Genomic DNA, 22,716 nt, shown 5'->3' with positions numbered 1-22,716 from the left:
GGTCATGAGGCTGTTGCTAGCTGCCCTGTTGTTCCATAGCGCCGGCCTGGCCGCAGCGTGCAACCTCCGCATTGCCCCAGAGGAATGGCCTCCCTATTTCCACAATGACAAGTCCGGCCCCGGCGGCGTCGATTACGAGCTGCTGCGCGCCATCGTCGACCAGGCTGGCTGCACCTTGCAGATCGAGAAGGAGATGCCGCCAGCGCGCCGCAATGTGCTATTCCTGCAAGGTAAACTCGACTTGCAGATGGCCGCTTCCGCCACCGACGAACGGCGCGGCTTTGCCCGCTTCAGCCTGCCCTATCGGCAGGAGACCGTCGGCTTGTTCACCGTGCCGGAGAAACTCGACAAGCTGCGCACCGTCGGCAGCTTCCAGGATATCGCCGCCCGCCGCGCCAGCCTGCTGGCCCCGCGCCTTGGCTATTACGGCGACGACTACGAACGCGCCCTGCCGCTGCTGAATGCGGAAGGCCGGCGCAGCACCTTCGGCACCTTTGAACAGGGCATCAAGATGCTGGATGCCGGGCGCGGCGACATCATCATGGGCGATGCGCTCGCCCTGCGCCATACGGCGCGCCTCCACAACGTGAAGATCGTGGCGCTGGCCTATGTGCCCTTCCGCGCCCCGGTGCACCTGATGCTGAACGCAGCCAGCACCACGCAGGCGCAGCTGGCGCGCATCAACCAGGCCATCACCCAGCTGGAACAGAATGGCGCGCTGCCTGCCATCCGCGCGCGCCACGGCATCAATTAATCCAGGAAGGCCCGCACCGCTTGGTACAGCTCCGTGCGTGCGGCCTCCAGGTGCATCACATGCGTGCCGCGCGGGATCACCACATATTGCGCTCCCGGCACCTGGCGCTGCAGGCGGCGGAAGTCTTCATCGCCCGGCCACGCATCCCATTCACCGCGCACCAGTAGCACCGGCATGCTGAGCCGCGCCGGATCGTAATACGAAGCGCCCCGCAGCAAATCAGCTATGTCCGCGCTCGGGCCAGATGGGAAGCGCACCTTGCATTCGCTACGGCCATCCGATGCCAGCCACTGCGCGCCCCAGCGTGCGAACACGTCCGGATGCAACTGCGGTTGCGCCTCTTGTGGACGCAGGCCATCCATCGCCGCGATGCGCTGTGCAGGCGTCATTTCCTCATATGCCGGCACTGCCGCCCCATGCGGGGCGCCGTCGCCGCGCGGCGTCACCGCCGCAAACAGCACCAGCTTCGCCACCTTGCCCGCGCTGTCCTGCGCATAGCGCGCCGCGACGCTACCTCCCCACGAATGCCCGACCAGCAGCACCTGGCGCTGCCCGGTGCGGCGCAGGATCGCATCGACCGCGCTGCCCACATCGCGCGCCACCTCGCGCGCCCGTCCCGCCGGGCCGGCGGCATAGCGGTCCGACAATCCATAACCCAGGAAATCGAGTGCATATACGTCATACCCGCGCGCGGCCATCCAATCCATCCACGACTGGCCATCCATACGAAAATCGAACGACAAGCCGGAAGGAAATGAAGACCCATGCACGAACAGCACAGGCAATGCGCCGTTGGCGCGGTCCGGCGCCGTATGGCGCACACGCGCCACCAATGCAGGCTGGTGGCTGGGGATATCGATGACTTCATATGCTGGCATAGGCGGCTCCTGTGGAAAGCCCCAATGCTAACGACGCCCCGCCCGCAACAATTCGCTAGCGGGCGAAGGATGGATGCACGCTAGCACATCCTGCGCCCCATCCACTCGCATGCCCACGTGCTGATGCGGGCCAGCGAGCCTTGCGGATCACCGAAGAACCAGAACGCCGCCACCGCCAGCACCAGCAGGACGAAGAAGATTTTCATTTCAAGACATAGCTCGCCAAAACCGCCTGCACCTCATAGATGCTCAGGCGCTTGTTGAACTTCTGCGTGAACGGCTCGGCAGTGCTCGAGATCCAGATCTTCAAATCCGCATCCAGATCCAGCGTACCGCCGGTCTCGATACTGAAATGCGTCACGCTTTTGTACGGGATCGAATGAAACTCCATCTTGCTGCCCGTGATGCCCTGCTTGTTCACCACCACCAGCCGCTTGTCGGTAAAGACGAAGTAATCCCGGATCAGCTGGTAAGCATGCTCAATCCGCTCATTCGGCGCCAGCACCTTCCCGAATTCCCCGCTGATTTCATCCAAATCGATCTTGGACGCATTCCCCAGTATGCCGCTAAAAAGTCCCACGTTTGCCAACTCCAAAATTTAATTTGATATCAAATCTACCACGCCATTGAATGCCTGGCGAATCTCAAGAACCTCCACTGAAGCGCTGAATAATGCCAGCAGGAGGTACTCATGAATTTTTGATACAGGCTTTGGGGTTATCTGCTCCCGTTTCCGATGTGGTTTGCCGAATTTTTCATGCGAACTGTTATGCATGAGCCAGGTGCCAACGAATTCTTTCCATCGCGCCTAGCCGCAACGGCAGTCGGACTGGTCATCCCAGCACTTTCGCCAATTTCAAATTCCAAGGAACTTTCTGGTCGCGCGGGACTCCCCAATTCTACTCAGAAAACGCAATGACCTCGTCTCCTGGCTGCGGCTCGCAGCCGGCGCCTAGCGCATCCCATCCGCGGTGGATAACAATGTGGCTGTTGTTGTAGCAAAGCTCAAGACGCCGCGCCTGAGGCGCCTCGCGGCGCAGGAAATTTTCGATCGAATTCGGCATGCTGACCCGCATGGTCAGCGCCCGCAAATCCTCGTCAGGATGATCCGACACATGCACCAGCGGCACAAAGTGCGCCGCAATCACCAGCGCCCGGCCAACATTGACCGGCTCCGCCTCATAACCCCGCTCCCGCAGCCAAGCCTGCGCCTCATCGCGCCGTGCCGTCGCGCCCGCGCCCCAGGCGCTGGCCATCAACTCGATCAGCCACTGGTTGCAGTTCTGGAAGCGCGTGCTGTACGCGTAGGCATTGGCGCTGTATTCGCCGGCCAGCAGCGCCAGCGGCGTGCGCTCATCCAGCGCCGCCGAGGCCAGCGCAACGCCCGGCGCTTCGGGCAGCAGCACGACCGATAGATGCCCTTGCGAAGCCTCCTCGGCACCGAGCACAAACCCCGCCATGCCCTGATCGAAAATGCGCGGCCGCTTATCGTCGCAAGCGTAATACAGCTGGCGCACCGACCATGGGCTGTTGGGATTGGATTTAAGCGCGACACCCGCGTGCGAATAGCGCAGGCCAAAACGCGCCAGGTCCAGCCCCGCGCGCGACACCACGGCAGCCGTGGCGCCCGAGCGTTCCAGCTCCTCTTTCACCACGGCGGAAAAGCGCAAGGCGCGATCCTGCTCCGCCGCGGTGACCTTCACCGGACGGTCGCAGAACATCATCCCGCCCGCGTGCGCACTGGCGCTCGCAGCGAGCGCCAGGCATGCAAAGCTTAGATGGCGTGCGAACGCAGTTCGCGCTGCCATTCGTCGTTCAGCGCCAGGAAGAAGGCTTGGCGCGTGTCCGCGTAGGCGAACTCATAGCCGTATGCGCGTTCATTCACCTGCACCATCGAACCAGCAGGCAGCGCGCGCTCGGCCAGCGCAGCTTTCGGCAGGTCCAGGAAGAACTGGTTCCCCTGCTCACCGCGCAAGGTCAGGCGCGCCGCACCCGGCTTGCCCGGCGCTTCAGCCACATCGATCACACGGTACTGGCCCGCCGCGACTTTCTTGTCGTCGCCGCTGGAGCTCTTGCTGGAACCGCTGATCGAATCGGACACGCTGCCCGACGAGGCGGAGCCGGCGCTGGACGCGGACGAGGTAAAGCTGTCGGCATGCACCGGCACAGCCACCGCGGCGGCCAGGATGGAAATGCCAGCAATCTGGCGCAAGAATGGTTTAAACATTGGCAGTCCCGAAAGTGCGGTTGAAAACCCCCGAATTTTAACGGATGTGGCACACATTAGTTATTAGCAATATGGCAAAATCGCTGATGTCACCAAATAACAGTAAATCGTAATGCGCAAACTCACGCTGGTCCTCGCCCTCGGCACCCTCGCCGCCTGCTCCGTCATGCCGCTGGCAGTTGATACCACGGCCAAAGCGCCAGTCCTGGACGGATTCGGCAGCACCACCCTGGCCGCAGGCAATGCCAACGAAGCAGCGCGCCAGCTGTTCGCCCAAGGCGTAGCGCAAGCGTACGGTTTCAACGAAGCGGAAGCGATCCGCTCGTTCAAAGCCGCACTGGCCAAAGACCCTGGCTGCGCCATGTGCGCCTGGGGCGTCGCCTGGCAATTGGGCCCAAATATCAACAACTCCTCGCGCGGCAACACCAAGGAAGCCATGCGCTATGTGGATTACGCAGTCCGGCACAGCAAAAAAAGCACGCCGCACGAGCAGGCCTTGATCCAATCACTGGCCTTACGCTACGGGCACGATGCCGCGCGCTCCATAGCGCCGCCACCTGGCGACATATGCACCACTGCCGCCGACGAATCGGAACCGGTCAACCAGCTCGACGCCGCATATGCCGCTTTCCTGCGCGACCTGGCGGCCAGCCATCCCGACGATCCCGACCTACTGTCGCTGTACGCCGAAGCGGAGATGATCATCACGCGCGGCGCACGCGGCGCCTGGTGGGATTCGCAGACAGGCAAACCCGCAGGGCGCATCGGCGAACTCGCCACACAGCTCGAGAAGGCACTGGCGCTCCATCCCAACCACACCGGCTTGAACCACTACATGGTCCACGCCGCCGACTCGGTCCACGCGGCCAAGCGCGCGGAGGCAGCTGCCGACCGCCTGGCGAAACTCGCGCCGAAATCGCCGCACCTGCTGCACATGCCTTCGCACACCTACGCCCACCTGGGCCGCTTTTCCGACGCTACGCGTGTCAACCAGGCCGCCGTCGCAGCCGATGTAGCCATGGCGGAAGATTTGAAGAAGCAGGGGTTCAGCAATACCAAGGACTGGCGCGGCCACAACCTGCATTTCCAGTGGTATGCCGCCCTGATGGAAGGCCGCGCCGACCTGGCGCTGGAAACGGCCCGCACCCTGGCCGCACGTTCGCAGGGCGCCTACTCGTTCCATGAATATGTGCGCAGCCTGCCTATGCTGACGAACCTGCACCTGCGGCGATGGGATGCCGTGCTGGCTGAGGCAGAGCCGAAAACGAAGGATGGCATCGAGCAGGCACTCAGCGAGATGGCGCGCGGTATCGCCTATGCCCGCCTGGGCAAAATGGCCGACGCAAAGGCGGCCAACGAACGCATTAAACCGCTGGTCGCAAAACTGACCGCCGACCAGAAGTCCACCGGCTTTGCAGCCCGAATGACGCGCAGCCTTGGCGGCAGCGCAGGTGAGCAGCTGGCAGCCGAAATCGCATTCCAGGACGGTCAGTTCGATGCCGCCATCGCGCTGCAGGAACAGTCCATCAAGACCGCGCTCAATGCCGAAAGGTCGGAACCGCCTGCACTGGCAAGCGGCCCCCGGCTTCGCCTCGGCGACATGCAATTGCGCGCCAAGCGCTACGCCGACGCCGAGAAAACCTTCCGCGCCGACCTGGCCGAACGCCCAAAGAACGGCTGGGCCCTGGACGGCCTGCATAAGGCATTGACCGCCCAAGGTAAAGCCACGGAGGCAGCCACTGTCCAGCAACAGTTGGCACTGAGCTGGGCCGCAGCCGACAAGGGCGCTTAGGCGAACTTGGTGAAGTCCGGCTTGCGCTTTTCGAAGAAGGCGGTGAAGGCTTCTTTGGCTTCCGGGCCGGTCAGCATGGCGCCGAATTGGGCGCTTTCGACGTCGATGTGGGCTTTCAAGGCTTCGCGGCCGGCTTTCATCAGGCGCTTGGTCTGGCGGATCGATTCGGCTGGCAGTGCTACCAGCTTGGCGGCTTGTGCCTGCGCGTGCGCCAGTACCTGGTCGGCCGGCAGCAGCTTGGAGATCAGGCCCATGTCGTAGGCTTCCTGCGCGGAGAATGCTTCGCCGAGCATCAGCTTTTCGGCAGCGCGGGCGTGGCCGCCGTTGGCTGGCAGCAGCATGCTGGAGCCGAACTCAGGGCACAGGCCGAGGGCTGCGAATGGGACGGAGAACTTGGCGTTGTCGGCAGCGTACACCAGGTCGCAGTGCATCAGCATGGTGGTGCCGATGCCGATGGCTGCGCCGTTCACGGCTGCCACGACTGGCTTGGTGCTCTTGAACAGCGCTTGCATGAACTGGATCACGGGACGGTCGCTGAACGCTACGCCGTCGTTGGCGGCGGTGGTGGCGGCGAAGTCGGCCAGGTCGTTACCGGCAGTGAAAATCTCTGGCTTGCCGGTGAACAGGATGGCGCGCACTTCTTTGTCGCCTTCAGCGGCGTTGATGGTGTCGGCCATGGTCTGGTACATGGCGGAGGTGATCGCGTTCTTGCGCTCCAGGCGGTCGAATTCGATGGTCAGGATGCCGTTGGATTTGCTGGTGAGGATTGCCATTCTTCGTTGTCTCCAAATGTGAAAAAGGCGGGCTCGTGACCCGCCTTGCTTACTCAGTCGCCGCGAATTATACGCGCTCGATGATGCCTGCCGCACCCATGCCGGCGCCCACGCACATCGTGACCATGCCGTACTTGAGCGAGTTGCGGCGCAGTGCATGCACGACGGTCGCAGCGCGGATCGCGCCGGTTGCGCCCAGTGGGTGGCCCAGGGCGATTGCGCCGCCCATCGGGTTCACTTTGCTGGTGTCCAGGTTCAGGTCGCGGATCACGGCCAGGGCCTGGGCTGCGAACGCTTCGTTCAGTTCGATCCAGTCCAGCTGGTCCTGGGTGATGCCGGCAGCGGCGCAAGCGGCTGGGATGGCGACCTTAGGACCAATGCCCATGATCTCTGGCGGCACGCCGCGAACAGCGAACGAGGAGAACTTGGCCAGCGGGGTCAGGTTGTGTTCCTTCAGGATCTTCTCGGATACCACGATCAGCGCGCCGGCGCCGTCGGACATCTGCGAGGAGGTCGCGGCGGTCACGGTGCCCTTGGCGGCGAACACTGGCTTCAGCTTGGCCATGCCTTCCAGGGAGGCGTCGGCGCGGGCGCCTTCATCCAGGTCCACGGTGCGCTTGCCAACCTTGATCTCGCCGGTGCGCAGGTCAGGGGTGCGGGTGATGATTTCGACCGGGGTGATCTCGTCCTTGAAGTAGCCGGCTTGCTGCGCGGCGATCGCCTTGCGGTGCGATTCCAGGCCGAAGGCGTCCTGGTCTTCGCGGGAGACCTTCCACTGCTGCGCCACTTTCTCGGCGGTCAGGCCCATGCCGTAGGCCAGGCCCACGTTCTCGTCCTTGAAGGTGTCCATGTTGATCGATGGGTGGTGGCCCATCATCGGCACCATCGACATCGATTCCACGCCGCCGGCGATCATCACGTCGGCTTCGCCCACGCGGATGCGGTCGGCAGCCATCGCCAGGGCGGTGACGCCCGATGCGCAGTAACGGTTGACGGTCACGCCGCCCACGGTGTTCGGCAGTCCTGCCAGCACCACGGAGTTACGGGCGATGTTGAAGCCCTGCTCCGCTTCCGGGAAGGAGCAGCCGACGATCGCGTCGACGATCAGGGCCGGGTCCAGGTTAGGCACGGCAGCCATGGCGCCACGGATGGCGGCGACCAGCAGGTCGTCCGGGCGGGTCTTGCTGAACATACCGCGCGGTGCTTTACCGATCGGGGTGCGGGTTGCGGCGACGATGTATGCGTCTTGCAGTTGTTTGCTCATTTTAAGCTTTCCAGTATCTGTGTTCGTTAGCGTTTGGCGGAGAGGTACCAGTCCACCTGTACTTGTGCTGCCAGCGTGCCGTGTTCGTCGAAGATGTCGACATTGACCGGGAACGCGATTTTTCCTTCATCCTTCAGCTGCGCTTTCAGCGCGGCCAGGTCGCCCGGTACCTTGCCGGAGGCGCGCGTCGCGCCCTTGGCAACTTTCTGGTACTGGATGCGCGACTCCTTGGCGACCGGGCGCATGTCCATGATCAGGTCGGCGAAGCCGCCCGCCATGGCCGCGCCGGACGCCGTTTCGGCCAGCGTGAAGATCGCACCTGCATGCGGCGTGCCGAGGTGGTTGTGCAGCTTGCCGTCGTCCGGCATCGACACTTCGGCCGTTCCCGGGCCGATGCTATCGATGCGGATGCCGAGCAGGCGCACAAACGGCAGCGACTCCGTCATGTGCTTCTTGATTTGCTCATAGACCATGCTTGGTTTCACTCGCAACAGGATTTTGAAGGCCAGCGACAGGATGGACATTTGCTCTTAGTTGCGTACCGGTTTGCCGGTCTGCAGCATGCCCATGATGCGCTCTTGCGACTTAGGATGGTTCAGCAATTCCAGGAAGGCCTTGCGTTCCATATCCAGCAGCCACTGCTCGCTCACCACGCTGCCCTGGTCGATGTCGCCGCCGGACACAATCTCGGCGATCATGTCGCCCAGCTTGTAGTCGTGGGCGGAGATGAAGCCGCCGTCGCGCATGTTGACCAGCTGGCCGCGGATGGTGCCCCAGCCATAACGGCCGGTCACTGGCACTGGGCGCTGGATCGGAGCGCGGTAGCCAGCATCAGCCATCGCACGTGCAGTGGTCTTGGCCACGTGCAGCAGCTCGTAGGCGTTGAACACGATGATGTCGTCTTCCTTCAGGTAGCCCATGGCCTTCGCTTCCAGCGCGGACTTCGACACCGCTGCGGTAGCAGCGTTGGTGAAGCCGGTCTTCAGGAATTGCAGGATGTCGTTGCCTTTGGCTTCGCGGGCAGCGCGGACAGCCGCTTCTTTCAGGCCGCCACCGCCAGGGATCAGGCCAACGCCCACTTCCACCAGGCCGATGTAGGATTCCAGGGCCGCCACGCGCTTGGATGCGTGCAGCATCATTTCGCAGCCGCCGCCCAGGGCCATGCCGGCAACAGCCGCCACCACTGGCACGTTGGAATACTTCATCTTCATGAAGGTGTCTTGCAGTTCCTTGATGATCGGATCGACTGCTTTCGCGCCGCCGGCCATGAAGGCTGGCAGGGCTTCCTGCAGGTCGGCGCCGGCCGAGAAGGCGCCGCCTTCTGCTGCGTCGGTGTTCCAGATCACCAGGCCCTTGAAGTTCTTCTCAGCTTCTTCCAGGCCGCGCTGGATGCCAGCGATCACGCCCTTGCCGATCACGTGCATCTTGGTCTTCAGCGACAGGATCAGGACGTCGTCGCCGGTGTGCCACAGGCGTACGGTTTCGTCTTCGTGCACGGTGGTGCCGGCAGTCTTAGGATCGGCGCCGCCGCCGCCCACTACCGGAGCGCGGAATTCCTGGCGCTTGTACACAGCCAGTTCCGAGCGCGGGGTGTAGGACTTGGTCGCTGGCGAGAACGAGCCTTCAGCGGTATGCACGCCCTGCTCGCCCACCTTGCCTTCAAAGACCCATGCTGGCAGCGGTGCATTGCACAGCGCCTTGCCGGCTTCGATGTCTTCCTTGACCCACTGTGCAACCTGGCCCCAGCCGGCTGCTTGCCAGGTTTCGAACGGACCGACGTTCCAGCCGAAGCCCCAGCGCATGGCGAAGTCGATGTCGCGCGCGTTATCGGCGATCGATTCCAGGTGGATCGCGATGTAGTGGAAAGCGTCGCGGAAGATCGCCCACAGGAACTGGCCTTGCGGGTTGGTCGATTCGCGCAGCGCCTTCATCTTCTTGACCGGATCCTTTTCTTTCAGGATGCGGGCGATGATGTCGTCTGCCTTCTTGCCGCCGGCAACATATTCACCGGTCGCGGCGTCCAGGCGCATAATGTCCTTGCCGACTTTCTTGTAGAAGCCAGCGCCGGACTTCTGGCCCAGGGCGCCCTTGGCGACCAGGCCGGACAGCACGGCTGGAGTCTTGTACAGCGCTGCGAACGGATCGTTCGGCAGGTTGTCTTCCATGGTCTTGATCACGTGGCCCATGGTGTCCAGGCCAACCACGTCGGCGGTACGGAAGGTACCGGACTTGGCGCGGCCCAGCTTGGCGCCGGTCAGGTCGTCCACCACGTCGACGGACAAGCCGAACTTCTCGGCTTCGTGGATGATGGCCAGGATGCCGAACACGCCAACGCGGTTAGCGATGAAGTTCGGGGTATCCTTGGCACGTACCACGCCCTTGCCCAGGGTCGAGGTCATGAAGGTCTCCAGCTGGTCCAGGATTTCCGGCTTGGTGTCGGTGGTCGGGATCAGCTCCACCAGGTGCATGTAGCGCGGTGGGTTGAAGAAGTGCACGCCGCAGAAGCGCGCCTTCAGGTCGGCGTCGAAGCCTTCAGCCAGCTTGTTGATCGACAGGCCGGAGGTGTTCGAAGCGAAGATCGCGTTTTGGGAGATGTGCGGAGCGACCTTCTTGTACAGGTCATGCTTCCAGTCCATGCGCTCGGCGATGGCTTCGATGATCAGGTCGCAACCGGCCAGCAGGTCCAGGTTGTCTTCGTAGTTAGCGATCTGTACCAGTTCAGCGTCGGCCTTGTCGCCGAATGGCGCTGGCGACAGCTTCTTCAGGCCTTCGATGGCCTTGATGCCGATACCGTTCTTGTTGCCTTCCTTGGCAGGCAGGTCAAACAGGACCACAGGCACCTTGGCGTTGACGCAGTGGGCCGCGATCTGCGCGCCCATCACGCCGGCGCCCAGCACCGCTACTTTTTTCACGTTGAAGTTGCTCATGTTTTTCCTTTAATTAGAACAGGTCAGCATCCAGGGCCATCAGGTTGGCAGCGCCGGAACGCGCCTGACGGATCAGGGTTGCGGTTTCTGGTTGCAGGCGGCCGAAGTAGAAGCGCGCGGTCGCCAGCTTGGAGGTGTAGAACTTGTCGCCGGTCGATTCTTTTTCCAGAGCGATCTTCGCCATCTGCGCGAAGAAGTACGAGTACACCAGGTGGCCCACGACGCGCAGGTAAGGCACGGCAGCGGCGCCCACTTCGTCCTGGTTCTGGAAGGCCTTCATGCCGATTTCCATGGTCAGCTTGCCGACTTTTTCGCCCAGGTCGCCCAGCGGGGTGATGAACTCGGACATGGCTTCGTCGGTGCCGTTTTCTTCCACGAAGGCGCGGATCTTCTCGCCGAACTTGCGCAGCTTGGAGCCGTTGTCCATCAGGATCTTACGGCCCAGAAGGTCCAGCGACTGCACGGTGTTGGTGCCTTCGTAAATCAGGTTGATACGCGCGTCGCGCACATACTGCTCCATGCCCCACTCGGAGATGTAGCCGTGGCCGCCGTACACCTGCATCGCGTCGGAAGTTGCGGTCCATGCGTTGTCGGTGATGAAGGCCTTGATGATTGGGGTCAGCAGCGCCACTTCGTCGCCGGCTTCCTTGCGCACTTCTTCGTCAGGGTGGTGCAGTTCGCGGTCGATCTGCAGCGCCACGTAGGAAGCGAAAGCACGCGCACCTTCAGCGTAAGCTTTACCGGTCAGCAGCATGCGGCGCACGTCCGGGTGCACGATGATCGGGTCGGCTGGACCGTCAGGGTTCTTCACGCCGGACAGCGAGCGCATTTGCAGACGGTCTTTAGCGTATACCAGCGCGTTCTGGTAAGCCACTTCGGTCAGGCCCAGGGACTGCACGCCCACGCCCAGGCGGGCGGCGTTCATGAACACGAACATCGCGTTCAGGCCCTTGTTCGGCTGGCCGATGATCCAGCCCTTGGCGCCGTCCAGGTTCATCTGGCAGGTCGAGTTGCCGTGGATGCCCATCTTCTCTTCGATCGCGCCGCAGAAGATCGGGTTGCGCTCGCCGATGCCGCCGTCGGCGGTTGGCAGGTATTTAGGAACCAGGAACAGGGAGATGCCCTTCGAGCCTTCCGGCGCGTCCGGCACGCGTGCCAGCACCAGGTGCAGGATGTTTTCGGACATATCGTGTTCGCCGGCCGAGATGAAGATCTTGGCGCCGGTGATCGACCAGGAGCCGTCGGCATTAGGGATGGCTTTCGAGCGCAGCATGCCCAGGTCGGTGCCGCAGTGCGGTTCGGTCAGGCACATGGTGCCGGTCCACTCGCCGGAAACCAGCTTAGGCAGGTAGGTGGCTTTCTGTTCCGGTGTGCCGTGCGCCAGCAGGCACTCGTAGGCGCCGTGCGACAGGCCTGGGTACATGGTCCAAGCCTGGTTGGCCGAGTTCAGCATCTCGTAGAACGAGTTGTTCAGCACGATAGGCAGGCCCTGGCCGCCGTATTCAGGATCGCAGGCCAGCGCAGCCCAGCCGCCTTCAACGTACTGCTTGTACGCTTCCTTGAAGCCCTTCGGGGTGGTCACGGTCTTGGCAGCGGCGTCGTGGTGGCAGCCTTCGCGGTCGCCCGAGTGGTTCAGCGGGAACAGCACTTCGGAGGTGAACTTGGCGCCTTCTTCCAGCACCTGGTTGATGATGTCCGCGTCGGTTTCGGCGTGCGGAGGCAGCTCTTTCAGCTTCTCTTCCACCTTCAGCAGTTCGTGCAGCACGAATTGCATATCACGGATTGGCGCGACGTATTGACCCATTTTTTTCTCCAGATGGCTAAAAGGTTGTATTTGCTCGGCTGCGGGGGTTAAGCAGCTTCAGGATGGTTGATAGTTTTCGATCAGTCGGTTGAAGCCCACACTGGCCCGGTCCACGCTGCCCGGGGCGCGCATGAAACGCGCCTCATGGTGCAGGGCCAGGATCAGGCCGTACATCTCGTACACCAGCTGGTTGGCATCGGTATCGCCGCGCAGGTCGCTGTTATCGATGGCCTGGCGCACGCAACGCAGCAAGGCTTGCTGCCAGGCGCCGACCATAGCCAGCAATTCTTCGCGGATCGGGCCCGGACGGTCGTCATACTCCACGGCGCCGCTGATATAGATGCAACCCGAGGCGATTTCCACGCTGACACGCTTGACCCAGTTGGCAAACATGGCGCGCAGGCGAGGCAGGCCACGGGCCTCCTTCATCGCCGGGTAGAACACTTCCTGCTCGAAACGATGGTGATACAGCTTCAGGACTTCAATCTGCAAATCTTCACGCGAACCAAAGTGCGCGAATACGCCGGACTTACTCATGTTCATCTTATCGGCGAGCAAACCGATGGTGAGGCCTTCGAGGCCGTCACGGCTTGCCAGGTCGAGGGCCACATCAAGGATGGCCGCACGGGTCATTTCGCCTTTGCGCATGAATTTAGTTGGTGTATTTACAATGATGCCACTCACTTTTGAACCCATCCTGAAAGAGGAAAAAAGAAGGAAAGAAACCTTATTCTCCCTCTAACAGATCGGCCGCAGGTGAAAAGATTTGCGAACGTTCGTACTATTATCCACCATGTGGCGAAAGTCAAACGTCAACACTAGAAGTGGCTCTCTATTGTTGCGCCGCAACAAATGTCCACTTTGGGGTCAGGAACGAATACGGACATTTTTTTGCCTTCGGCAAGAAATGTCCGTATTCGTTCCTGACCCCAAAACAGACAATTATTCCCCTGTGGCACGCTGCCACTGGCGGCGGTCGCGCTTGGTGGGGCGGCCTTTGGCGTCGGCGAAGGGTTCGGGGAACAGTTTTTTGCGCTCGATCAGGGCGGCGCGCCGGGCGAGCGATTCTTCGCTCTCTTCGTACAGCAGGCGGGCGATGGGGGCGCCTTCGCGTTTGCCGGAAATGCCGACAATCAGCACGTCCCATTCGTCCGCGCCGTTGTCAATATGCAAGCGCTCCCCCAGCTTGGCGTTGCGGGAGGGCTTGATGCGTTCGCCGTTCAGGAGCTTGACCTTGCCCTTGTCGATGGCGTCGATGGCCAACTGGCGGGTCTTGAAGAAGCGCGCCGCCCACAGCCATTTGTCGATCCTTACATCACTCATGCGTACTTTCCTACTGCGAATATGCGCATCAGCGTGCGGTACACGATGTATGCGACTTCATAGCCGAACCGCCGGACGCGTCCGACATGTTCGAAATCCTGCGGGTGGATCACCACGCCTTCGGCAATGGCATCCTCGATATGCTTGCGCAAGGAGCGCGCGAACGCGGCATCCTTGATCACCACATTGGCTTCCTGGTTGAGGAACAGGCTCAGCCCATCCACATTTGAGGAGCCAACCGTCGCCCATTCGTCGTCGATTACCGCCACCTTGGCGTGCAACTGGGTCTTGCGGTACTCGACCACCTTCACGCCCGCCTCCAGCAGCTTGGGGTAGAAGGAATGCGCCACCGCATCCTGCATCCACAGTTCGCCCACGCCGATCAGCAGCACCACTTCCACGCCGCGCTGGGCCGCCGATGCCAGCGCGCGGCGGAACTTGCGGCCGGGGGCGAAATACGGGTTGGCCAGCAGCACGCTCTTCTTGGCCCGGCCCAGCGCCTGCAGATAGGCGCGCTGGATAGTGCGCCGGTTGCGCAGGTTGTCGCGCACCACAAAGCCGGCCTGCATGGCGCTCTGGCGCGCGATCTTGTTCAGCTTGCGCACTTCGTTGAACAGCGTCAGGCGTTTGACGATGTTCATATGCCCCAGGCGTTTCCACTGCGTCTCCGCTTCAGAGTGGATGGACTCGACCAGGGGCCCGCGCACCGCAACGGCGAAATCCCAGCGCGGCGCAGCCAGCTGCAGGCGCGGCCGGTGGTCGGTGAACATATCGTCGTTGATGTTGATGCCGCCCACCAGCGCCACCTGCCCATCCACCACGCAAATCTTGCGGTGCGTGCGCGTGACGCCGCGCCGGAACCAGGGGTTGAAGATGCGGTGCTCGACGCCGGCTGCGGTCGCTTCGGCATGCATGCGGTAGGCGGCCTTGTGGCCGGTGCCGAACCAGTCGGTAATCATGCGCACCGTCACGCCGCGCCGGGCAGCGGCTTTCAGGGCGGCCAGCACGCGCTGGCCGGTCTCGTCCTCGGCAAAAATATAGGTCTCGAAATAGACTTCGAATTGCGCGGCCTCGATCGCCTCGATCAGGGCGGGGAAATAGTCGGTGCCGCAGTGCAGGAGTTTGACTTCGTTATCGGCCAGAAAATCGACGTGACGCATGTGTCAGGAAACCAGTTTCAGGTTCGCCACGATGGGCGCGTGATCCGACAGCCTGGCCCACATCGGGCCATGCAGGACTTCCGCGGATTCTACCTTGAAGCCCCGCACATAGATGCGGTCCAACCTGAAAAATGGCAAGGCCGCAGGGAAGGTGCGGGCCGGGCGCTGGGCCGCCTTGCGCCGCGCCAGCGTGCGCACCAGGTCGCCGACCGGATGGCCATGGTCGATCTCGTCGAATACTTCGCGCACGCCGAGCGCGCTTTGCAGCTTGTCGGTCAGGGTATTGCGCCAGTCGTTGAAGTCGCCGGCGATGATCACCGGCTCGCCGTCCGGCGCCGAGCTGCGCACGGCCTCGATCAGCAGGTCCGCCTGGCGCACGCGGCTGCGCTCGAACAGGCCGAGGTGGATCACATAGCAATGCACCAGCTGGCCATCCGTTTCCACCACCGAATGCAGGATGCCGCGCGATTCGTAGGCGTGGTCGGAAATATCGGTATTGGTCCAGCGCGCGATCGGGTATTTGCTAAGCAGCGCGTTGCCGTGGTGGCCGTGGTCGTACTGCGCGTTCAGTCCGTACACCGACTGGTGTGATTCACCAGCGAAAAATTCATGCTGGGCCTTTTTCGGCCAGTGCCGATGGCCGTGATGCTCTTCGCCATACATGGCCTCGATCCGGTCGTGCTGGCCCTGCACTTCCTGCAGGAACACGAGGTCGGCGTGAAACGCCTCAATCGCATGGCGCAAGGCATGCACCCGCGGGTGGCTGCGGTATGACACGCCCTTGTGGATGTTGTAGGTGGCAACGCGGATCATCATGGGATTTATTCTAACCCCAACAGGCCAGCTTGCTGGCTGTCAAAAGTGTCCCGCGTTGCCTTATTTCAATGCCAGTCCGGCGTAGAAGACGATCCACATCAGGACTTTGAATGCGTACACCGTCAGGTAGCCCGCCACTGCCCAGCGCAGCAGCAGCGGCACCCAGCCGCCGCGGTAGACCCGGTGCATGGCCAGCAGCAGGTAGAGCGGTATGGTGACCAGCGCGCCGTACCAGATATAGTCCGACAGCGGGGCGCACGCAATGCCGAGTGCAAGGGCGAACAGCGAGAATGACAGGTAGTGGACGGCGAACACCAGGTGTTCGCCATAGCGCCAGCCCCTCCCCAGCTGCACCAGCTTCAGCCAACCTGCAAGGATGGGGATCAGCAACAGCGCGACGGTCGGCCCCTTGGTCAGCCACAAGTTCCAGAAATCGTCGCTCTGCTGCTTGCTGGACAGCTTTTGGTACTGCTCGAAGTTGGCCGCGAAGGTGGTGCTGCTGTGCCTCAATGCACTGACCAGCACCAGTTGCAACGGGTCCATGCGTCCCGCCGGGCGCGCTGACTGGGCCTTTTCGGCCGCCGGGGCCTGCTCCTTCGGCGCGCTCGACGGCGTTGTGGGCAGCAGCTTCAGGCACAGGAAAGCGGTCAGCGAAATCGTCAGCAGCAGCCGCAACGGATCGATGTAGCGGCCACGGCGGCCGCCGATAAATTCCAGCGTCAGCTGGCCGGGGCGCAACAGCAACAGGCGCAAGGTCGCCCACAGCTTGCCCTCCAGCGCGACGTAATGCCCGATGAAGTGGTGGATGAATTCATGCGCGCTGGCGACGTGCACATGCGCCGCCTGGCCGCATTGGCCGCAGAATTTTTCCGAAACGGTGGCATGGCAGTTGTGGCATTCGCCGCTGTGCTGCGGGCGCAGCGCGCTGGCGCGTGGGCCTAAATGGAGCAGTCTTTTCATGCGCGGCATCTTAGCGGCCGCGCCGAAGTTAGTCAATTTGCAACACCATCTGGCGCGGCAGGATGACGCGGAAAGTGGTGCCCTGGCCGATTTCGCTTTCGACCTCGATGCGGCCGCCGTGCTTTTGCACGATGCTGTAGGACATGGACAAGCCCAGGCCAGTCCCCTTGCCAACCGGCTTGGTGGTGAAGAAGGGTTCGAAAATGCGCCCCAGGTTTTCCGCCGGGATGCCGCTGCCGGTGTCGCTGACGGTCACGGTAATGGTGGCATCGTCGTACGTGGTGCGTAGCGTGATGCGGCCGCGCGAGTCGATCGCATGGGCCGCGTTGACCAGCAGATTCATGAACACCTGGTTCAGCTGCGAAGGGATGCATTCGATCTCCGGCACGCTGCCGTATTCCTTCACCACCTCGGCCTTGTATTTGAGTTCGTTCCAGACCACGTTCAGGGTGCTGTCCAGGCCCGTTTCGATATTCGCGACCAGCACCTCGCCGCCGCCCACGTGCGAGAAGTCCTTCATGTCCTGCACGATGCGCTTGATGCGGTCCAGGCCATCCATCGACTCGGTCAGCAAGCTGCCCAGGTCCTCGCGCAGGTAATCGGCGTCGATCTCCTTGCGCAGCGCCTGCAGCTCGCCGCGGTCGCCGTCCGGCAGGTGTCCCTCGCGCGCTTCGTAGGCGTCCAGCAGCTGGATCAGCGAATGCAGGTAGCGCTGCAGGCTACTGAGGTTCGAATTGACGAAGCCGACCGGGTTGTTGATCTCATGCGCCACGCCGGCCGCCAGCACGCCGATCGAGGCCATCTTCTCCGACTGCAGCAGCTGGTTCTGCGCTTCGCCCAGCTTGCGGATCAGGTCCGCCTGGCGCGTTTTCTCACTTTCCAGGGTCAGGTTGGCCAGCTGCAGCGCCAGCGTGCGCTCATGGACGCGGTTTTCCAGCAGGTCGCGCGATTCACGCAGGGCGGCTTCGGTGTGTTCGCGCTCCGTGGTATCGACGAAGCCATACACGCGGCCGATAATGCGCTCGCCCAGGAACTGCGGGCGTGAGCGGCATTCGAATACGCGCCCATCCTGCAGGTGCAGCAGGTCCAGCGTCTCCTGCGGGTCGCTCACCTGTTGCAGGCGGTCGCGGCACAGATCCTGCTCGACCACGTTGGCAGTCAGGAATTCCAAGATGGCGGCGTCATTGCCACTCTTGAGGAAAGCTTCCGGAATGTGCCACATTTCACTGAACTGGCGGTTCATGTTGGCGATGCTGTTGTGCCAGTCGATCACCAGGATGCCGTTGCCGGTCGCTTCCAGCGTGGTGCGCAGCTGGGACAGGGTCTGCTCCAGCACATCCTCCACTTTGCGCTCCTGGCGTGCATCGCGGGCGATGATCAGCAGCAGCCAGCGCTCCTCGTGGCGCAGCACGCGCAGCGATTTCATCACCAGCATCTGCGTGCCGTCGGCGCGCTGGTACTCCCCTTCCTGCGCATCGATATCCTGGAAGTGGCCGCTGCGTACGTCCTCCCAATAGAACACATCCTGCAGCGAGCTTTCGATATCGGTCACCAGCATTTCCATCAGCTGCGGGCCGGTATATCCCAGCACCTGCTCGGCAACCTGGTTGGCGAGGATGATGCGCAGGTCGGTCGGGTCGACCAGCAGCATCATATGCGGGCTGTGGTCAAGCATCAGCTGGCGGAGTTCGGATATCACCCGGCGGCCCCCTGCCCCGGATTGGCAGCGTCGAAGTAGTAGCTGACCCGCTTACGGGGACTGAGATAGGCGTACATTTCCTTCGGCACCTGCGAGGGTTTGATGGCGCGCACGATATTCAGGTCGTTCTCCTTGTCCATGTCCACCATGATAGCGTCTTCGCGCGGCACGCCCGGCTCGTACACCACGAGTTCCGGCTTGTTTGGTTTTTCAGTATTGATGGTAGCGACCATGCCGGTGGTGCCATTCGACAGCTGCACAATAGTCCCGGGTGGATAAACCCCCAGGCAGCGGATGAAGACCTGCAGCAGCTTGGGATCGAACTTGCCGCGGTTCTTGGCGAACATCAGCGACAGCGCTTCATGCGGGGTCAGGCCGGGCGTGCCGTTGACCGGATTGCACAGGCGGTCGTAGTAATTGGCGATACACACGATGCGCGCCAGCGCGCCGATGCCCTCCCCTTTCAGGCGTGCCGGATAGCCGCTGCCGTCATACATTTCATGGTGGTCGCGCACGATGGCCAGCGCTGCGGCAGGGAACTTGAGCTGCTGCGCCATTTCTGCGCCCACGGCGCTATGGGTTTCATAGAGGTTCTGCTCGGACGTGGTCCAGGCATCGGTCTTGGTGAGCACGCGGTCCGGGATATTGCGTATGCCAACGTCGTGGAACATGGCGCCGATGCCCATCGCGCTGGCCACCTCGCGCGGCAGCTTGATGTCGCGCGCAATCATCATCGACAGCATGGTGACATTCAGCGAGTGCAGGTAGATCTCCTCTCCGCCGATACGGTCGCCCATGACGTGGATGGCCAGCTCCGGCGCGCTGAGGATCGAGTCGGCGATCTTGCCGATCATTTCATTGGCGCGCTGCAGGCTCTCGGCCGGCTTGGCAAAGACGTTCTTTTCCATGTCGCGCATGGCGCGCGCCGTATCGACAAAAGCGTGCTCGATGCGGGCGGCATTCTCGCGCTGCTTGCGCATGCGTTCCATCATGGCGCGCTTGGCGGCGAGTTCGGGAGATTCGGGACGCGGAGGGGCTGGCACCGCTGCGGGCGCGCTGTCCGTCACGGCGGCCAGCACCGGCGCGGGCTGCACGTCGCTCAGCGCCGGATCGAAGCGGATCTTGCGCAAACCCAGGCTGCGCAGCTGGTGGATCTGCTCCTGCGATTTGATCTTAAAGTGGCTGAAGGCAAATGGATGCTCGAACCACTTCAGGTCGAGGTGTACGTACAAACCGACCTGCAACTGCTCCAGAAGGATATCCTGAGTCTCCGTCATGGCCTAGCCTCCAGCGTGATCAGTCGATCAGCCGATTATAGCCAAACGCGGAAGCCCTCATTGGAAAGCAAAATGCTAGTTACTTGGCGTGCTGTGGCAGCTGGAGGATGGCTTCGGCGTTGGAGGGCGAGAAGCAGCGGTCGGCCGCTTCCAGGTAGGGCAGCCAGACGTGGGCGGTGTGTTCGCGCGGGCTCAGCATAACCGGCACATTGCGCGGCACCTGCACGCTGAAAATGTGTTCGAGGTTGTGTGTAACGCCGGGTTCGTAGCGGTGGCGCCAGACCGGGTAGATTTCGTAGATGTTCTGCAGGCCCCAGTCGCGCAGCACGATGTCCTTGCCGTCGGCGACGATGCCGGTTTCTTCAAACAGTTCGCGGGTGGCGGTGGTGAGCAGGGGTTCGTCGAGGGCGTCTTTGGAGCCGGTGACGGATTGCCAGTAGCCGGGATTGCCGGCGCGCTCGATCAGCAATACTTCCAGGTCGGCGGTGTGGATCACCACCAGGACGGATTCGGGGATTTTGTAGGGCTTCATTTAGACCCGGTAAACCTGGGTCAGACCCAAGGGTCTGACCCTGTCTGCGGCGCTGCCAGTGGAGTGTCAGACCCTTGGGTCTGACACTGCCTTACCGGGTTTTAGCCAGCCACTTTCGGCTCAGCCGCGCGCAGGCGGATGTGCAGTTCACGCAGCTGCTTCTCGTCGACCGGCGACGGAGCCTGGGTCAGCAAGCACTGTGCGCGCTGGGTTTTCGGGAAGGCGATCACGTCGCGGATCGAATCGGACTTGGTCATCAGGGTCACGATACGATCCAGGCCGAATGCCAGGCCGCCGTGCGGCGGCGCGCCGTACTGCAGCGCGTCCAGCAGGAAGCCAAACTTCTCGCGGGCTTCTTCAGCACCGATCTTCAGTGCGCGGAACACCTTCGACTGTACTTCTTCGCGGTGGATACGGATCGAGCCGCCGCCCAGTTCCCAACCGTTCAGCACCATGTCGTAGGCCTTGGCGATACACGCGCCCGGATTGGTTTCCAGCATGTCTTCGTGGCCGTCTTTTGGCGAGGTGAATGGGTGGTGGGTTGCGGTCCAGCGGTCTTCTTCTTCGTCGTATTCGAACATCGGGAAGTCGATCACCCACAGCGGCGCCCACACGTCGTTGAACAGGCCGTTGTTCTTGCCGAACTCGGAGTGGCCGATCTTCACGCGCAGCGCGCCGATCGCATCGTTCACCACCTTCGCCTTGTCGGCGCCGAAGAAGATCAGGTCGCCGTCTTGCGCGCCGGTGCGCTCCAGGATGGTGTTCAGCACGTCGTCGCTGATGTTCTTCACGATCGGCGACTGCAGGCCGTCACGGCCCTTGGCCTTCTCGTTGACCTTGATGTAAGCCAGGCCCTTGGCGCCGTAGATGGCGACGAACTGGGTGTACGCGTCGATTTCCGAACGCGGCATGTCGGCGCCCTTCGGCACGCGCATACCGACCACACGGCCGTTCTTCATGTTGGCGGCGCCGGAGAAGACCTTGAACTCAACGTCTTTCATCACATCGGTCAGTTCGGTGAATTCCAGCTTGACGCGCATGTCAGGCTTGTCCGAACCGTACTTGCCCATGGCTTCCGCGAAGTCCATCACCGGGAATGGGTTAGGCAGTTCCACGTCCATGGTGTTCTTGAACACGTTGCGGATCATGGTTTCGAACAGGTCGCGGATCTCTTGTTCGTTCAGGAACGAGGTTTCGCAGTCGATCTGGGTGAATTCAGGCTGGCGGTCAGCGCGCAGGTCTTCGTCGCGGAAGCACTTGGTGATCTGGTAGTAGCGGTCGAAGTTGGCGACCATCAGCAGCTGCTTGAACAGCTGCGGCGACTGCGGCAGCGCGAAGAATTCGTGCGCGTTCACGCGCGATGGCACCAGGTAGTCGCGCGCGCCTTCCGGGGTGGACTTGGTCAGCACCGGGGTTTCGATATCGATGAAGCCCAGGGAGTCCAGGTACTTGCGCACTTCCATCGACACCTTGTAGCGCAGGCGCAGGTTGTTCTGCATCTGTGGGCGGCGCAGGTCCAGCACGCGGTGGGTCAGGCGGGTGGTTTCGGACAGGTTGTCGTCGTCCAGCTGGAATGGAACAGGCACGGAGGCGTTCAGCACTTCCACTTTGGAGGCAACAACTTCGATCTTGCCCGACTTCAGGTTGTTGTTGACGGTACCGGCCAGGCGGTCTTTCACGGTGCCGGTGATGCGCAGGCAGTACTCGTTACGCACGGATTCGGCGACGGAGAACACTTCCGCCTGGTCCGGGTTGCAGACTACCTGCACCAGGCCTTCGCGGTCGCGCAGGTCGATGAAGATCACGCCGCCGTGGTCGCGGCGACGGTGCACCCAGCCGCACAGGCTGACGGTTTGGCCTACGAGGGCTTCGGTTACGAGGCCGCAGTATTCAGTACGCATGGACATATTGATTCTCAGTTTCAGGTTAAGTTTTATTCAGGGACGACAACGCCCATCGAAACGATGTACTTCAGTGCGGCATCGACGCTCATATCGAGTTCGATTACGTCATTTTTCGGCATCATCAGGAAGAAGCCGGAAGTCGGGTTCGGCGTGGTTGGCACGTAGACGGAGATGTACTCGCCGTCCAGGTGCTTCTGCACTTCGGTGGCCGGCGCGCCGGTCAGGAAGGCGATGGTGCGCGAGCCAGCATGCGGGTATGGCACCAGCACGGCCTTGCGGAAGGCATTGCCGGAATCGGAGAACAGCGTATCCGATACCTGCTTCACGCTGCCGTACAGGGAGCTGACCACCGGAATACGGTGCAGCAGCTTTTCCCATTGCTTGACGACGAAGTTGCCGACCAGGTTATTGGTCAGCAGGCCGGTGATGAACACGATCAGCACGGTCAGGATAGTGCCCAGGCCTGGGATATCGAAACCGATCAGGGTACGCGGCTGCCAGCGCTCCGGAACGATCAGGAGCGACTGGTCCATGGTGCTGATGATGATATTGAGCACCCAGGCGGTAATCGCCAGGGGAACCAAAATCAGCAAGCCGGTAATGAAGTATTTACGCATCGTGTTCCT

22 protein-coding genes are annotated in these 22,716 nt (G+C 62.1%); 2 read left to right on the top strand and 20 right to left on the bottom strand.

What is annotated here, in order from left to right; all coding sequences use genetic code 11:
* Positions 1–4 precede the first annotated feature (4 nt).
* Positions 5–754 carry a substrate-binding periplasmic protein gene (locus tag AAHE99_RS05275; RefSeq protein ID WP_342115167.1) on the top strand — a complete coding sequence of 250 codons (750 nt, stop codon included), beginning with the start codon at positions 5–7 and terminating at the stop codon, positions 752–754.
* On the opposite strand, the gene AAHE99_RS05270 is transcribed toward AAHE99_RS05275, so the two are convergent.
* From AAHE99_RS05270 to AAHE99_RS05250, 5 genes are all read right to left on the bottom strand, one after another.
* Positions 751–1,632, bottom strand: coding sequence for an alpha/beta fold hydrolase (locus tag AAHE99_RS05270; RefSeq protein WP_342115165.1), 882 nt, complete (start codon positions 1,630–1,632; stop codon positions 751–753). The two genes, AAHE99_RS05275 and AAHE99_RS05270, sit on opposite strands and share 4 nt — an antisense overlap.
* 80 nt (positions 1,633–1,712) lie before the next feature.
* The gene (locus AAHE99_RS05265; RefSeq protein ID WP_342115163.1) at positions 1,713–1,838 is read right to left on the bottom strand and encodes a hypothetical protein; all 126 of its coding nucleotides are present in this window, start codon (positions 1,836–1,838) and stop codon (positions 1,713–1,715) included.
* Complete coding sequence (locus AAHE99_RS05260) at positions 1,835–2,212, bottom strand: PH domain-containing protein (protein ID WP_342115161.1); 378 nt, start codon at positions 2,210–2,212, stop codon at positions 1,835–1,837. Before AAHE99_RS05260 ends, AAHE99_RS05265 begins: the two co-directional genes overlap by 4 nt.
* A 319-nt stretch (positions 2,213–2,531) precedes the next feature.
* Positions 2,532–3,440: a DUF2145 domain-containing protein gene (locus AAHE99_RS05255; protein ID WP_342115159.1), complete on the bottom strand. Its 909-nt coding sequence runs from the start codon at positions 3,438–3,440 to the stop codon at positions 2,532–2,534.
* The gene (locus AAHE99_RS05250; RefSeq protein WP_342115157.1) at positions 3,407–3,859 is read right to left on the bottom strand and encodes a hypothetical protein; all 453 of its coding nucleotides are present in this window, start codon (positions 3,857–3,859) and stop codon (positions 3,407–3,409) included. Before AAHE99_RS05250 ends, AAHE99_RS05255 begins: the two co-directional genes overlap by 34 nt.
* 112 nt (positions 3,860–3,971) lie before the next feature.
* On the opposite strand from AAHE99_RS05250, the gene AAHE99_RS05245 reads away from it, so the two are divergent.
* Positions 3,972–5,651: a tetratricopeptide repeat protein gene (locus AAHE99_RS05245; protein ID WP_342115155.1), complete on the top strand. Its 1,680-nt coding sequence runs from the start codon at positions 3,972–3,974 to the stop codon at positions 5,649–5,651.
* Here AAHE99_RS05245 and AAHE99_RS05240 read toward each other — a convergent pair.
* The 15 genes from AAHE99_RS05240 to AAHE99_RS05170 all read right to left on the bottom strand — a co-directional run bounded on the left by AAHE99_RS05240 (position 5,648) and on the right by AAHE99_RS05170 (position 22,707).
* On the bottom strand, positions 5,648–6,424 hold the full coding sequence (locus tag AAHE99_RS05240) for an enoyl-CoA hydratase (protein WP_342115153.1): 777 nt from the start codon (positions 6,422–6,424) through the stop codon (positions 5,648–5,650). The two genes, AAHE99_RS05245 and AAHE99_RS05240, sit on opposite strands and share 4 nt — an antisense overlap.
* Before the next feature lie 67 nt (positions 6,425–6,491).
* On the bottom strand, positions 6,492–7,688 hold the full coding sequence (locus AAHE99_RS05235; RefSeq protein WP_342115151.1) for an acetyl-CoA C-acyltransferase: 1,197 nt from the start codon (positions 7,686–7,688) through the stop codon (positions 6,492–6,494).
* A gap of 26 nt (positions 7,689–7,714) precedes the next feature.
* Entirely contained in the window at positions 7,715–8,212 is a 498-nt protein-coding gene (locus AAHE99_RS05230) for a PaaI family thioesterase (RefSeq protein ID WP_342115149.1), read from the bottom strand.
* 6 nt (positions 8,213–8,218) lie between these two features.
* Positions 8,219–10,615, bottom strand: coding sequence for a 3-hydroxyacyl-CoA dehydrogenase/enoyl-CoA hydratase family protein (locus AAHE99_RS05225; RefSeq protein WP_342115148.1), 2,397 nt, complete (start codon positions 10,613–10,615; stop codon positions 8,219–8,221).
* A 13-nt stretch (positions 10,616–10,628) separates the two neighbouring features.
* A complete protein-coding gene (locus AAHE99_RS05220; RefSeq protein WP_342115146.1) occupies positions 10,629–12,419 on the bottom strand; it encodes an acyl-CoA dehydrogenase C-terminal domain-containing protein in 1,791 nt (596 codons plus the stop codon).
* A 57-nt stretch (positions 12,420–12,476) separates the two neighbouring features.
* Positions 12,477–13,067 carry a TetR/AcrR family transcriptional regulator gene (locus AAHE99_RS05215; RefSeq protein ID WP_342115144.1) on the bottom strand — a complete coding sequence of 197 codons (591 nt, stop codon included), beginning with the start codon at positions 13,065–13,067 and terminating at the stop codon, positions 12,477–12,479.
* A 294-nt stretch (positions 13,068–13,361) separates the two neighbouring features.
* Positions 13,362–13,742 carry an RNA-binding S4 domain-containing protein gene (locus AAHE99_RS05210; protein WP_342115142.1) on the bottom strand — a complete coding sequence of 127 codons (381 nt, stop codon included), beginning with the start codon at positions 13,740–13,742 and terminating at the stop codon, positions 13,362–13,364.
* On the bottom strand, positions 13,739–14,902 hold the full coding sequence (gene clsB, locus AAHE99_RS05205) for a cardiolipin synthase ClsB (RefSeq protein WP_342115140.1): 1,164 nt from the start codon (positions 14,900–14,902) through the stop codon (positions 13,739–13,741). The genes AAHE99_RS05210 and clsB overlap by 4 nt, the downstream gene beginning before the upstream one ends.
* A 3-nt stretch (positions 14,903–14,905) precedes the next feature.
* The gene (locus AAHE99_RS05200) at positions 14,906–15,718 is read right to left on the bottom strand and encodes an endonuclease/exonuclease/phosphatase family protein (protein WP_342115138.1); all 813 of its coding nucleotides are present in this window, start codon (positions 15,716–15,718) and stop codon (positions 14,906–14,908) included.
* A 60-nt stretch (positions 15,719–15,778) separates the two neighbouring features.
* Positions 15,779–16,678: a DUF3667 domain-containing protein gene (locus tag AAHE99_RS05195; protein WP_342115136.1), complete on the bottom strand. Its 900-nt coding sequence runs from the start codon at positions 16,676–16,678 to the stop codon at positions 15,779–15,781.
* A 28-nt stretch (positions 16,679–16,706) separates the two neighbouring features.
* The gene (locus AAHE99_RS05190; protein ID WP_342115134.1) at positions 16,707–18,377 is read right to left on the bottom strand and encodes an ATP-binding protein; all 1,671 of its coding nucleotides are present in this window, start codon (positions 18,375–18,377) and stop codon (positions 16,707–16,709) included.
* On the bottom strand, positions 18,374–19,654 hold the full coding sequence (locus AAHE99_RS05185; protein ID WP_342115131.1) for an HD-GYP domain-containing protein: 1,281 nt from the start codon (positions 19,652–19,654) through the stop codon (positions 18,374–18,376). The genes AAHE99_RS05190 and AAHE99_RS05185 overlap by 4 nt, the downstream gene beginning before the upstream one ends.
* A gap of 79 nt (positions 19,655–19,733) precedes the next feature.
* Positions 19,734–20,186 carry a dihydroneopterin triphosphate diphosphatase gene (nudB, locus tag AAHE99_RS05180; protein ID WP_342115129.1) on the bottom strand — a complete coding sequence of 151 codons (453 nt, stop codon included), beginning with the start codon at positions 20,184–20,186 and terminating at the stop codon, positions 19,734–19,736.
* 101 nt (positions 20,187–20,287) lie between these two features.
* Complete coding sequence (aspS, locus tag AAHE99_RS05175; RefSeq protein ID WP_342115127.1) at positions 20,288–22,093, bottom strand: aspartate--tRNA ligase; 1,806 nt, start codon at positions 22,091–22,093, stop codon at positions 20,288–20,290.
* A 26-nt stretch (positions 22,094–22,119) separates the two neighbouring features.
* The gene (locus tag AAHE99_RS05170) at positions 22,120–22,707 is read right to left on the bottom strand and encodes a DUF502 domain-containing protein (protein ID WP_342115125.1); all 588 of its coding nucleotides are present in this window, start codon (positions 22,705–22,707) and stop codon (positions 22,120–22,122) included.
* Between the last annotated feature and the right edge of the window lie 9 nt (positions 22,708–22,716).

This window comes from Pseudoduganella sp. OTU4001, assembly GCF_038440195.1.
In the GTDB taxonomy this organism is placed as follows: Bacteria; Pseudomonadota; Gammaproteobacteria; order Burkholderiales; family Burkholderiaceae_D; genus Rugamonas.
This window is presented reverse-complemented; position numbering and strand designations above follow the sequence as displayed.

Coding starts and splice junctions, on each gene's coding strand:
- AAHE99_RS05220 (WP_342115146.1), bottom strand. CDS start 12,419: ATGGGTCAATACGTCGCGCCAATCCGTGATATGCAATTCGTGCTGCAC.
- AAHE99_RS05225 (WP_342115148.1), bottom strand. CDS start 10,615: ATGAGCAACTTCAACGTGAAAAAAGTAGCGGTGCTGGGCGCCGGCGTG.
- AAHE99_RS05245 (WP_342115155.1), top strand. CDS start 3,972: ATGCGCAAACTCACGCTGGTCCTCGCCCTCGGCACCCTCGCCGCCTGC.
- AAHE99_RS05185 (WP_342115131.1), bottom strand. CDS start 19,654: ATGACGGAGACTCAGGATATCCTTCTGGAGCAGTTGCAGGTCGGTTTG.
- AAHE99_RS05255 (WP_342115159.1), bottom strand. CDS start 3,440: ATGGCAGCGCGAACTGCGTTCGCACGCCATCTAAGCTTTGCATGCCTG.
- AAHE99_RS05265 (WP_342115163.1), bottom strand. CDS start 1,838: ATGAAAATCTTCTTCGTCCTGCTGGTGCTGGCGGTGGCGGCGTTCTGG.
- aspS (WP_342115127.1), bottom strand. CDS start 22,093: ATGTCCATGCGTACTGAATACTGCGGCCTCGTAACCGAAGCCCTCGTA.
- AAHE99_RS05170 (WP_342115125.1), bottom strand. CDS start 22,707: ATGCGTAAATACTTCATTACCGGCTTGCTGATTTTGGTTCCCCTGGCG.
- AAHE99_RS05200 (WP_342115138.1), bottom strand. CDS start 15,718: ATGATGATCCGCGTTGCCACCTACAACATCCACAAGGGCGTGTCATAC.
- AAHE99_RS05235 (WP_342115151.1), bottom strand. CDS start 7,688: ATGAGCAAACAACTGCAAGACGCATACATCGTCGCCGCAACCCGCACC.
- AAHE99_RS05275 (WP_342115167.1), top strand. CDS start 5: ATGAGGCTGTTGCTAGCTGCCCTGTTGTTCCATAGCGCCGGCCTGGCC.
- AAHE99_RS05215 (WP_342115144.1), bottom strand. CDS start 13,067: ATGCGCAAAGGCGAAATGACCCGTGCGGCCATCCTTGATGTGGCCCTC.
- AAHE99_RS05240 (WP_342115153.1), bottom strand. CDS start 6,424: ATGGCAATCCTCACCAGCAAATCCAACGGCATCCTGACCATCGAATTC.
- AAHE99_RS05230 (WP_342115149.1), bottom strand. CDS start 8,212: ATGTCCATCCTGTCGCTGGCCTTCAAAATCCTGTTGCGAGTGAAACCA.
- clsB (WP_342115140.1), bottom strand. CDS start 14,902: ATGCGTCACGTCGATTTTCTGGCCGATAACGAAGTCAAACTCCTGCAC.
- AAHE99_RS05270 (WP_342115165.1), bottom strand. CDS start 1,632: ATGCCAGCATATGAAGTCATCGATATCCCCAGCCACCAGCCTGCATTG.
- AAHE99_RS05195 (WP_342115136.1), bottom strand. CDS start 16,678: ATGAAAAGACTGCTCCATTTAGGCCCACGCGCCAGCGCGCTGCGCCCG.
- AAHE99_RS05250 (WP_342115157.1), bottom strand. CDS start 3,859: ATGTTTAAACCATTCTTGCGCCAGATTGCTGGCATTTCCATCCTGGCC.
- AAHE99_RS05210 (WP_342115142.1), bottom strand. CDS start 13,742: ATGAGTGATGTAAGGATCGACAAATGGCTGTGGGCGGCGCGCTTCTTC.
- nudB (WP_342115129.1), bottom strand. CDS start 20,186: ATGAAGCCCTACAAAATCCCCGAATCCGTCCTGGTGGTGATCCACACC.